The following is an 11,145-nucleotide window of genomic DNA, read 5'->3' on the forward strand; positions in this document are numbered from 1 at the left end:
CATCGGAAAAACCTTCTTATTATAATTAATTATTCAATCCGAAATATCTTCTGATTTAGTTGGATCACAACTGCTACAATGCGGGCCGCAGCACAAAAATCATTTTTTTCACCATGGGCCTATTATGTTTTCTTTGCGTCATACCAGGGCGTTGCCGTTTTATCTCAGCGCAATCGCTTTATCCCTCATCAGCACTTCAGTTCTTGCTGATGGGACTGTTTTTACTGCCTTAGATGATCCAGCTACAGCCAAGAAGAGCTTTGATGGTACTGTCGAGGCTGGCTATACCGCACAATCAGGTAATACCACTAACTCAACGTTGACCGCTAACTCAACGTTAACCTGGTTCCAACCTAACACCGCCTATAGTTTGTGGGGAGCCGCGCGTAATACCAGCGCTAACAATCAACGCTCTTCCGAACGTTACCAGCTAGGCGGGCGTACCCGCTATAATCTGACTGACAGTAACTACCTGTTCGGGCAAGCCAGTTGGCTGAATGATCGCTACAACGGTTTTGATTCCCGGTCGGTATTAACTACCGGTTATGGCCGCCAGATTATGACCACACCGTTGCACAACCTACGGGTGGAATTTGGTCCCGGTGTTCGCCACGATGAATTTTATGGTGGTGGTCGAGCCACTAAAGCATTGGCTTATGGCGGTGCGAACTATACCTATCAACTAACTGATAATACGGTGTTTAGCGAAGGGGTTTCCGCATTAGCGAACGAAGAAACTACGCTAAACTCTGAAACTGCGTTAAATGTGGCAATCAATAAAAGTTTCGCACTGCGCCTGGCTTATGTTGTGACTTATAACACTAAGCCACCTGCCAGCGCGCCTAAAAATACTGATACCACAACATCAATAACTCTGGTTTACGGCCTGTAATCATCTATTAGTCTCTTTAGCGTGGTGTGATGCCACGCTAATTATCTCAGTTCACCTTCCCATTCCCCCCACTTATCGCGCTGAAATCTCTGTCGTTTTTTTGTCGTCATTGAAATAAAAAAAGGGGTCAGCCGATGGCTAACCCCTTCATAACTATTAACTTTTGGATGCAGCGCTAGCTGTATCTTAGTTAAGACGCTCTTTAATACGAGCAGACTTACCAGTACGCTCACGCAGATAGTACAGTTTCGCTTGACGAACGGCACCACGACGTTTCACAGTAATGCTGTCGATTACTGGGGAGTGAGTTTGGAATACACGCTCAACACCTTCGCCGTTGGAAATTTTACGAACGGTGAACGCAGAATGCAGACCGCGGTTACGAATAGCGATAACCACGCCCTCGAATGCCTGCAGACGCTTTTTAGAACCTTCAACAACCCATACCTTCACTTCCACGGAATCACCCGGACGGAATGCAGGTACGTCCTGCTTCATCTGCTCTTGTTCGATTTGCTTGATAATATTGCTCATAATAAGTCTCTTACCCTAGGTAAACTGATATATCAGGAAGTTGGCACGCGGCACAACACTCCTTTCATAGTTCTGTTGCTTCAGGGCTTGTGTTCCCGTTGGAACTCAGCCAGCAACACCATTTGCTCGTCAGTCAGAGCTAGGCTTTCTAGAAGTTCAGGTCTTCTAAGCCAGGTACGGCCCAGCGACTGCTTTAAGCGCCAGCGACGAATCTCGGCATGGTTGCCCGACAGTAATACTGGCGGAACTTCCATCCCTTCTAACACCTCAGGACGAGTGTAGTGTGGGCAATCCAGCAATCCATCAACAAAGGAATCTTCCTCTGCTGAAGCCTGATGACCTAGCACTCCCGGGATAAAGCGGGATACTGAATCTATCAGAGCCATTGCCGGCAGCTCGCCACCGCTGAGAACGTAATCACCAATTGACCATTCTTCATCAATTTCGGTTTTCAGTACGCGCTCATCAACACCTTCGTACCGACCACATACCAGAATCATCTTCTGATTGGTAGCCAGTTCGCAAACACCCTGTTGGTCCAGTTTGCGCCCTTGAGGTGACAGATAAATCACCTTTGCTCCCTCGCCTGCCGCTGCTTTTGCTGCATGAATGGCTTCCCTTAGCGGTTGCACCATCATCAACATTCCCGGGCCACCGCCGTATGGGCGGTCATCCACGGTACGATGCCGATCGTAGGTAAAGTCACGAGGACTCCAACACTGCACGCTCAGCAGGCCATTTTTTACTGCCCGGCCAGTTACCCCGTAATCGGTTATTGCGCGGAACATCTCGGGAAACAGGCTAATAACACCGATCCACATCGTTTTGTTCCACTCACTTTTGCCGTTTAATTCGGAGGTCAAAAACCAGGATCCCAATCTACCTCAACACGTTGAGCAGTGAGATCGACTTTCTTGATAACCTGCCCATGAAGAAACGGGACCAACCGCTCCTTCATACCGAATGCATCTTTCAGGTTTGCCTTCACTACCATCACATCGTTAGAACCGGTTTCCATCATATCGATGATTTTACCCAGTTCGTAACCCGTGGTTGTTACTACCTGACAGCCCATAAGGTCTTTCCAGTAGTAATCATCCTCTTCTAGTGCGGGTAGTTGCTTGGAATCTACGATAATTTCGCAATTAGTCAGTAAATTCGCGGCATCCCGATCGTCAACACCTTTAACTTTGATGATCAGATCTTGACTGTGGCGCTTCCAGTCTTCCAACTCGACATGCTGCCACTTACCGGCCTGCTGGATAAACCACGGCTGGTAATCAAAAATGCTTTCGGCGTTTTCGGTGGATGAAAATACTCTGAGCCAACCGCGAATGCCGTAAGTTGAACCCATTTTACCGAGTACAATCGGCTGATCGGGAACCACTGGATTGAGTTGCTTGCTCATAATAACCACCACCGCGACAGATTAAGCTGCTTTCTTAGCGTCTTTGATCAGCGCAGATACGCGATCAGAAACTGTTGCACCCAGGCCAACCCAATGTTCGATACGGTCCAGGTCCAAACGCAGAGCTTCAGCCTGACCAGCTGCGATCGGGTTAAAGAAGCCTACACGTTCGATAAAACGACCGTCACGAGCATTACGGCTGTCGGTCACTACTACTTGATAGAACGGACGCTTTTTAGCGCCGCCACGAGCCAAACGAATTGTTACCATAACATCCTCTTTAGTTAATAAAACAACTGGACCCCATCGGGGAACGGGGTCCAGTTGCAATATAAAAAGCCCGAAAATTTTACTCATTTTGGCGCAAAAAGCAATCTAAAGCGTAGATTCCTGTGCGCTAGTTTTGGAATGAGTACAGTTTTCTTCGTTTACCGCCGTTTTCAGCGGGAAATCATTACTCATCTCACACGGTTAACACCACTGCGTGAAATATACCCTTCGTACTTGAAATCACAGGGTTGTTGGCTGCGCGCACTAACCCGAATCACTTACTTGAGTAAGTTCATCGTGATTAGTTTACTGGCCGCCTACCTGAAACCCCAATCACTTTGGGTATGACGTTTAGCGGCCTGGGAAACCCGGTGGCATCATACCCTTCATGCCACGCATCATTTTAGCCAAGCCACCATTCTTCATTTTCTTCATCATGCGCTGCATTTCATCAAACTGCTTAAGTAAGCGGTTAACATCCTGTACCTGCACGCCAGAACCGGTAGCAATACGGCGCTTACGCGAGCCTTTGATGATCTCTGGTTTAGCACGTTCTTTCAGCGTCATCGAATTGATGATGGCCTCCATACGTACCGTCACCTTATCGTCCATCTGCGATTTCACGTTTTCTGGCAACTGACCGGCACCCGGCATTTTACTCAACATGCTGGCCATACCGCCCATATTGCGCATTTGCTTCAACTGATCAAGGAAGTCGTTGAGATCGAAACCATCACCTTTTTTTAGCTTGGTGGCGAGTTTCTCCGCCTGTGCACGGTCAACTTTGCTTTCGATATCTTCAATCAGCGACAGCACGTCGCCCATCCCCAGAATGCGTGAAGCCACGCGATCCGGGTGGAATGGTTCCAGTGCGTCAGACTTTTCACCCACGCCCAAGAATTTAATCGGCTTGCCGGTAATATGGCGGATAGACAGAGCCGCACCACCACGAGCATCACCATCAACTTTGGTCAGCACCACACCCGTGAGCGGCAACGCTTCGTTGAATGCTTTCGCCGTGTTAGCAGCATCCTGACCGGTCATTGCATCGACGACAAACAAGGTTTCAACCGGATTAATCGCGGCATGAATCTGTTTGATCTCGTCCATCATCGCTTCATCGACGTGCAAGCGACCGGCGGTATCGACAATCAGAACATCATAAAACTTAAGTTTTGCCTGTTGCAGGGCACGATTAACAATATCAATCGGCTTTTCTTGTACATCAGACGGGAAGAAATCAATATCAACACCCTGTGCCAGCGTCTCCAACTGTTTGATCGCCGCAGGGCGATACACGTCGGCAGACACAACCAGCACTTTTTTCTTCTGTTTCTCTTTAAGGAACTTACCCAGTTTGGCCACACTGGTGGTTTTACCCGCCCCTTGCAGACCGGCCATTAACACCACTGCTGGCGGTTGAGCGGCCAGATTCAGTTCGTTATTGACCTCACCCATGGCGGTGATAAGTTCATTTTTAACTATTTTGACGAATTCTTGGCCTGGTGTGAGGCTTTTATTCACCTCATGCCCGACAGCACGCTCTTTTACCCGGTTGATAAAGTCACGAACCACCGGCAGGGCTACGTCAGCTTCCAGTAACGCCATGCGCACTTCACGCAGCGTTTCTTTAATATTTTCTTCTGTCAGCCGGCCACGGCCGCTGATATTGCGCAGTGTGCGCGACAATCGATCAGTTAAGTTCTCAAACATTGTCTCATACTCAACGTGGAAACAGGCCGCTCTGGCGACACAATGGGGGGATTATAACACGAAGCTTAAACGATCTCTGCTCTCACGTCGGAGAACGGTTGGAGAGGAACGCGCTCAACGCTATACTGGCTATCTAATTCACTTAGCCGATGCTCATATACCGCTATGCCCGTGTTCTCCATTTTGGCTTTGATCGCTTATTCGCTCAGCCTGGGCCTGATTGTCCCAAGCCTGGTGCAGAAAAATAGTGCTTACCGGCGGTTAGCGCTGGTTTCTGCCGTCGTGGCTCTAGTGTGCCATGCTATTGCTCTGAAGCATCAGATTTTTGATGTCGGTGGGGGCCAAAACCTCACTTTATTGAATATTGGCTCCATCGTGGGGTTGATGATCTGCACTATCATGACTATCGTCGCCTCACGGGGGCGCGGTTGGTTCTTGCTGCCGATTGTCTATAGTTTCGCCATGATCAACCTGGCCCTTGCCAGTTTGCTACCGGGCGAGTTTATTACTCATCTGGAAACCAGCCCTACCATATTCGTTCACATTGGGTTGGCGCTTTTTGCTTACGCGACACTTATTATCGCAGCGTTGTATGCATTACAACTGGCCTGGCTCGATTATCAGTTAAAGAATAAAAAACTGACATTTAATGCAGACATGCCACCATTAATGAGTATTGAGCGTAAAATGTTCCATATCACCCAAATTGGGGTGGTATTACTGACACTGACGCTGTGTACTGGTTTACTTTATATGGACAACATATTTAGTAAAGAAAACGTCCATAAAGCGGTGTTATCGATCATGGCCTGGTTTGTCTATATTGTTCTATTATGGGGCCATTACCATGAAGGCTGGCGCGGGCGTAGAGTGATTTGGTTCAGCTTCACTGGTGCATTTCTACTTACGCTGGCCTATTTTGGTAGCCGCTTGGTGCAGGAAATTATAGTTCCTTAATCATCCTCTCCATCATCAGCGTATGGATCAGTTGAACTGACAGAGCCACCATCGCAATTAAGGAATACAGTGTTGGATCACGTATCAACTAGCACGCTGATCATTATTCTGGTCATTATGGTCGTGGTCTCGGCTTATTTTTCTGCCTCCGAAACCGGTATGATGACTCTTAACCGCTATCGTTTGCGCCATTTATCCAAACAGGGTAATCGCGCCGCACGGCGAGTTGAGAAACTGCTAAGACGCCCCGACCGCCTGATAAGTCTGGTGTTAATCGGCAACAACCTGGTTAATATTTTGGCATCCGCCTTGGCAACTATTGTTGGTATCCGCTTATACGGGAATGCTGGAGTCGCAATAGCAACCGGGGTGCTGACTTTTGTGGTGTTGATTTTTGCTGAGGTGATGCCGAAAACTATCGCTGCACTTTATCCTGAACGTGTCGCCTTCCCCAGCAGTTTCTTACTGGTTCCCCTACAGAAAATTATGCTGCCACTGGTATGGTTGTTAAATACCATTACGCGCGCGCTGATGCGTCTGTGTGGCATTAGAGGGAACGTTCACAGAAGCGATGCCGTCAGCAAAGATGAATTGCGCAGTATCGTGAATGAATCCCACTCACAAATATCCCGCCGTAATCAAGATATGTTGATATCGGTACTGGACTTGGAAAAAGTGACAGTTAGCGACATCATGGTGCCACGCAATGAAGTGGTCGGTATTGACATCAATGATGACTGGAAGTCAATCATGCGCCAGTTAACCCACTCACCACATGGGCGTATCGTGTTGTATCGCCAGTCATTGGACGATGCCATCGGCATGTTACGTGTGCGGGAAGCCTATCGATTGATGACGGAGAAAAAAGAGTTCAATAAAGAGAATTTGCTGCGCGCAGCCGATGAAATCTACTTTATTCCAGAAGGCACACCACTGAATGTACAACTGGTGAAATTTCAGAGAAATAAAGAGAAAGTCGGCATGATTGTCGATGAATATGGTGATATTCAAGGGTTGGTGACAGTTGAAGATATTTTGGAAGAGATCGTTGGCGACTTTACCACGTCAATGTCCCCAACACTGGCAGAAGAGGTCAATCCGCAAAGCGATGGTTCAGTACTCATTGATGGTAGCGCCAGTGTTCGCGAACTGAACAAAGCATTCAACTGGTCACTTCCGATCGATGCCCGTACCATCAATGGCATGCTGCTGGAAGAGCTACAAGAGATCCCACAGGTCGGTGCTCAGGTCCGTATCGGCAATTACCTAATTGATGTTCTGGATGTACAAGAGAACATGATTAAACAGGTGCGAGTCGCCCCCATAGTATCTCAAGGCAGCTCCGCATAACTGCGTAACCAATGCGGCTAGCGAACATAAAAAAGACGCCTTATCAGCGTCTTTTTTGCATTAGCCTATCGAAAACTAAATATGTAATTCAGATAGTTTTTCTTTCGGCAGCGCCAGTTCTTCGTTGTGATTGATACGTACATCACGATCAAGGATACCTTTGGCAATCGCCTGAGCCTCTTCCAGTGAGTGCATATGATAAGTACCGCACTGATACTCATTCAGTTCAGGAATTTTCCGTTGGTCGGTTACCTTCAACACATCCGCCATTGCCGCTTTCCAGGCATTAGCAACGCGTTGCTCATCCGGCGTACCAATCAGGCTCATATAGAAACCGGTACGGCATCCCATTGGCGAGATATCGATAATCTCAACACCGTTGCCATTGAGGTGGTTACGCATAAAACCGGCAAATAGATGCTCCAGTGTATGAATCCCGCGTTCCGGCATCACTTCTTTATTTGGCACACAGAAGCGCAAATCAAATACAGTTATCTCGTCGCCATGAGGGGTTTTCATCGTCTTAGCAACACGCACAGCCGGTGCTTTCATAATGGTATGGTCTACGGTAAAGCTATCCAATAATGGCATTTAGTCACCTCCTCATAAGAAAATAATTTTTTATCTGATCTTTTTTCGCAATCCGTGAAACTTTTTCGAATCCTGTGCGTCTTAATATGTGAAAGACGCGCATTTGTTATCATCATCCCTGTTATCAGAGATGTTAATTTGGCCACAGCAATGTGGCCTTTTCTTTTTATTGGCCGCCATGAAGCAGCAAATATTCTTCAAAGCTTAGTTGATCTTTGAGTTCCAGATCACGCTGGCGCTGCCATGAAGCATCTCGCTCTGCGCTTAATTGCTCTTCTGTCAATAATTCCAATGGTTCATTTTGCAGCATCTCCTTGTAGCGCTCCGCGAGTTCAAGGCCAATACCACCAATACCACCTTCTTTCATTGCTTGCAAAATACGCGCGGAGAATGTCAGGCTTGGATCATCAAAATACGCCACAAGCTCATCACAAACTTGTTGATATTCAGTACTATCTTTACCATCCAGCACTTCTGCAACACGGCGCAGGTCTGCAAACAGATCTTTTCCGACCTTTTCCAGCGGCTCACGGGTATCGTTGCATCCCCTGCCAATTGTCTGCCCCGGCTTACGCCCTTCTAAAATAACCCGATTCCAGTTCTTACGGGTACACAGTAGTTCATCACTGCTCATTTCAGGCGCATCGGCCAATACACACCAAATCAGGAATAGATCGAGGAACCGTGCCTGTACTGCATCAACGCCAATCGGTGAGAATGGGTTAATGTCCAGAGAGCGCACTTCGATATATTCAATGCCACCACGTAGCAAAGCATCTGACGGTGATTCGCCAGCCCGGGTAACCCGTTTTGGCCGAATAGGGGCATACAATTCATTTTCAATCTGCAATACATTGGTATTCAATTGCAGATGACGGTCACCGTCTTTTAGCCCCAGTGCTGCGTACTCTTCTGATGGCGTTTGGATCGCACGTTTCAGCCCAGCAACATAGGTGTGCAGGTCATTAAACGTGATACCCAAATTGCTTTGTGATTTATTGGTATAACCCAAATCACTCAGACGTAAAGAGGTGGCATAGGGCAAATAACACATCCCCTTATCATTACGCTCAAAGGGTAATGCCGTCTCGCGCCCTTGCAGGAACGATGAACAAATCGCCGGCGAAGCACCAAACAGATATGGAATAACCCAACCAAAACGATAGTAGTTGCGAATCAGTCGGAAATAGCCCGCTGAAATCTCTTCCTTACCGCTTTTTTCATCGGTGACACCCGCCCATGCCTGCCAAAACTCCAGCGGCAAAGAGAAGTTATAGTGCACTCCAGAGATAGTTTGCATCAACGCACCGTAACGGTTTTTTAAACCTTCACGGTAAAGTGTTTTGAAACGGCCAATATTAGAAGAACCATACTTAGCCAATTCAATATCCTGCTCAGCCTCAATAAAGCAAGGCATACTGAGCGGCCACATACGTTCATCACCCAGTTTACGTGCCGTATAACGGTGGATATCACGTAAAAAAGTCAGCAAATGGTCAATATCCCCATCGACTGGAGTAATGAATTCCAACAATGCCTCAGCAAAATCAGTGGTAATCCATTGATGTGTCAGAGCTGCACCCAATGACTCTGGATGACCCGTCGAGGCTAATTGGCCATCGGCAGTCACTCTCAATGTTTCCCGCTCGATACCGCGACGGATCCCTTTCAGGGCTTTAGGATGCGCTTCCAGCCAAGTTAGCGCGTGTGATACATCCGGGATCAAATCGACCTCCCGCTCTTGAAAACCATAACTCGCCAGCATACTGAAACTGCATCGAGGTGACTATGTAAGTTTGTCACATTCTTTACTGCCACCAGGCGATTCCTTGCAACGTAATTACCGTTAATACGATATAACGTAATGCTTTTCCCAAACACAGAAAAAAAGCCACAAGACCCCAGGGCATTCGCAACCAGCCTGCCAACACACACATCAAATCGCCCACTATCGGTAGCCAGCTCAATAACAAAGCCGCTGGGCCAAAACGTTGGAGCCAGCCTAATGCTGTACTCATCCCCCGCTGTGGCTTTAGCTCCGGTAATAAACGCCCTATAACAACATTTGTTAGCCCCCCAAGGGTATTTCCGACAGTGGCAGATAACACCAACATCATTGCCGGCGCACTATCTGCCGTTAATAGGGTGACTAACAGAATTTCAGAATTTCCGGGTAAGAGCATCGCACTGAGGAAGCTACTCCCGAATAAAGAAGCAATAGCTAGCGTACTACTCACAACAGGCGCACATCAACTATTGCCATATTGGCCCTTTTAGCCGCTTCAACACCAAAGTCAGCATCTTCGAAGACGACACATTTAGCTGGCTGCACGCCGAGTAACTGCGCACAGCGTAAAAATGTCTCAGGTTCTGGTTTATGTTTGGTGACATCATCAGCACCGACAACGGCCGCGAAATAACCGCGCAGACCCAGATGACACAAGAGCATCTCTGCCATAGCATGCTCGCTTCCTGTCCCTACAGCCATAGGTATACGCCCATGATAGGCTTTAACAACGTCTATGAGCGGTAGAGGCTTCACATTATCCAACAGCATCGTCTTCACTAATGCTGTTTTCTCAGTGGCCAATAAATGAGGATCCAAATCAGATTGATGATTAGCGATGATTGCCTGGGCAATTCGCCAAGTCGGTGCGCCATTCAAAGCCACCATCGCTTGATCATCGAAATGCATACCATAAGGCGTTAGCACCTGACGCCAGGCCTGACGATGTGTGGACTCAGTGTCCAGAATGGTGCCATCCATATCAAAAATCAGGCCTTCGTAGCGATCGTACATCGTGGCCCCGCGCCTAGGGATAAATGAAAAGCTACTTTATCGCAAACTAACTAAATTGTCGCTTACTGTATAATCGCCTGAATTTACTTGATAAATAATAAATTCAGCTTAATAAAGTTGCTATTTGATATAGAAGAAACCAATGAGTTGAAGCGTTGATTACGAGATAAGAGAATTCAGGTATTTCGTTTTGCTGGGCTATAGGGAACATGAAGCAAAAACTAAACAGCAGAAAACCCCGCCGTAGCGAGGTTTCTTAATATGGTGCACCCAGGAAGATGACTCGGCTTACGCCTCGCCCTACGGGCCGTTGCTAAAGCAACGTTGTCTCGCTGCGCTCGGCTCGAACTTCCGACCGCTCGGTTCTACGAATTATCTGCTACTAAAAGCAGAAAACCCCGCCGTAGCGAGGTTTCTTAATATGGTGCACCCAGGAAGATTCGAACTTCCGACCGCTCGGTTCGTAGCCGAGTACTCTATCCAGCTGAGCTATGGGTGCAATTAATTCTTTGACACTACCTGATGTTCATTTGACTATTTCACCATACTGCAAAATATGGTGCACCCAGGAAGATTCGAACTTCCGACCGCTCGGTTCGTAGCCGAGTACTCTATCCAGCTGAGCTATGG

12 protein-coding genes, 1 tRNA gene and 1 other RNA gene are annotated in these 11,145 nt (G+C 47.6%); 3 read left to right on the forward strand and 11 right to left on the reverse strand.

Going from position 1 to position 11,145, the window contains the following annotated elements:
* Nucleotides 1-124: 124 nt before the first annotated feature.
* Complete coding sequence (locus V1952_RS15980) at nt 125-892, forward strand: DUF481 domain-containing protein (protein ID WP_083160229.1); 768 nt, start codon at nt 125-127, stop codon at nt 890-892.
* A 186-nt stretch (nt 893-1,078) separates the two neighbouring features.
* Here the strand turns inward: V1952_RS15980 and rplS are convergent, their stop codons facing one another.
* From rplS to ffh, 5 genes are all read right to left on the reverse strand, one after another.
* Entirely contained in the window at nt 1,079-1,426 is a 348-nt protein-coding gene (gene rplS, locus V1952_RS15985; protein ID WP_005182038.1) for a 50S ribosomal protein L19, read from the reverse strand.
* An 80-nt stretch (nt 1,427-1,506) separates the two neighbouring features.
* The gene (gene trmD / locus V1952_RS15990; protein ID WP_005182033.1) at nt 1,507-2,247 is read right to left on the reverse strand and encodes a tRNA (guanosine(37)-N1)-methyltransferase TrmD; all 741 of its coding nucleotides are present in this window, start codon (nt 2,245-2,247) and stop codon (nt 1,507-1,509) included.
* Nucleotides 2,248-2,285: 38 nt separating this feature from the next.
* Nucleotides 2,286-2,834: a ribosome maturation factor RimM gene (rimM, locus tag V1952_RS15995; protein WP_032905542.1), complete on the reverse strand. Its 549-nt coding sequence runs from the start codon at nt 2,832-2,834 to the stop codon at nt 2,286-2,288.
* Nucleotides 2,835-2,855: 21 nt separating this feature from the next.
* Nucleotides 2,856-3,104 carry a 30S ribosomal protein S16 gene (gene rpsP / locus V1952_RS16000; protein WP_005182026.1) on the reverse strand — a complete coding sequence of 83 codons (249 nt, stop codon included), beginning with the start codon at nt 3,102-3,104 and terminating at the stop codon, nt 2,856-2,858.
* Between the two features lie 351 nt (nt 3,105-3,455).
* Nucleotides 3,456-4,817 carry a signal recognition particle protein gene (gene ffh / locus V1952_RS16005; protein ID WP_083160233.1) on the reverse strand — a complete coding sequence of 454 codons (1,362 nt, stop codon included), beginning with the start codon at nt 4,815-4,817 and terminating at the stop codon, nt 3,456-3,458.
* Nucleotides 4,818-4,982: 165 nt separating this feature from the next.
* Here ffh and V1952_RS16010 point away from each other — a divergent pair, with 165 nt between their 5' ends.
* On the forward strand, nt 4,983-5,774 hold the full coding sequence (locus V1952_RS16010) for a cytochrome C assembly family protein (RefSeq protein ID WP_420075107.1): 792 nt from the start codon (nt 4,983-4,985) through the stop codon (nt 5,772-5,774).
* 72 nt (nt 5,775-5,846) lie between these two features.
* The gene (locus V1952_RS16015; protein WP_193784716.1) at nt 5,847-7,124 is read left to right on the forward strand and encodes an HlyC/CorC family transporter; all 1,278 of its coding nucleotides are present in this window, start codon (nt 5,847-5,849) and stop codon (nt 7,122-7,124) included.
* A 75-nt stretch (nt 7,125-7,199) separates the two neighbouring features.
* On the opposite strand, the gene luxS is transcribed toward V1952_RS16015, so the two are convergent.
* The 6 genes from luxS to V1952_RS16045 form a co-directional block, all read right to left on the reverse strand.
* Nucleotides 7,200-7,715, reverse strand: coding sequence for an S-ribosylhomocysteine lyase (luxS, locus tag V1952_RS16020; protein ID WP_083160240.1), 516 nt, complete (start codon nt 7,713-7,715; stop codon nt 7,200-7,202).
* Nucleotides 7,716-7,881: 166 nt separating this feature from the next.
* Nucleotides 7,882-9,480: a glutamate--cysteine ligase gene (gshA, locus tag V1952_RS16025; RefSeq protein WP_193784717.1), complete on the reverse strand. Its 1,599-nt coding sequence runs from the start codon at nt 9,478-9,480 to the stop codon at nt 7,882-7,884.
* Between the two features lie 43 nt (nt 9,481-9,523).
* Nucleotides 9,524-9,952, reverse strand: coding sequence for a YqaA family protein (locus tag V1952_RS16030; protein WP_420075108.1), 429 nt, complete (start codon nt 9,950-9,952; stop codon nt 9,524-9,526).
* On the reverse strand, nt 9,949-10,515 hold the full coding sequence (yqaB, locus tag V1952_RS16035; RefSeq protein WP_420075109.1) for a fructose-1-phosphate/6-phosphogluconate phosphatase: 567 nt from the start codon (nt 10,513-10,515) through the stop codon (nt 9,949-9,951). Before yqaB ends, V1952_RS16030 begins: the two co-directional genes overlap by 4 nt.
* A 262-nt stretch (nt 10,516-10,777) precedes the next feature.
* Nucleotides 10,778-10,908: non-coding RNA, RtT sRNA (locus V1952_RS16040), on the reverse strand.
* Nucleotides 10,909-10,937: 29 nt separating this feature from the next.
* Nucleotides 10,938-11,014: transfer RNA gene (locus V1952_RS16045), tRNA-Arg, on the reverse strand.
* Between the last annotated feature and the right edge of the window lie 131 nt (nt 11,015-11,145).

This window comes from Yersinia sp. 2542 StPb PI, from assembly GCF_048593855.1.
GTDB classification, from domain to species: domain Bacteria; phylum Pseudomonadota; class Gammaproteobacteria; order Enterobacterales; family Enterobacteriaceae; genus Yersinia; species Yersinia enterocolitica_E.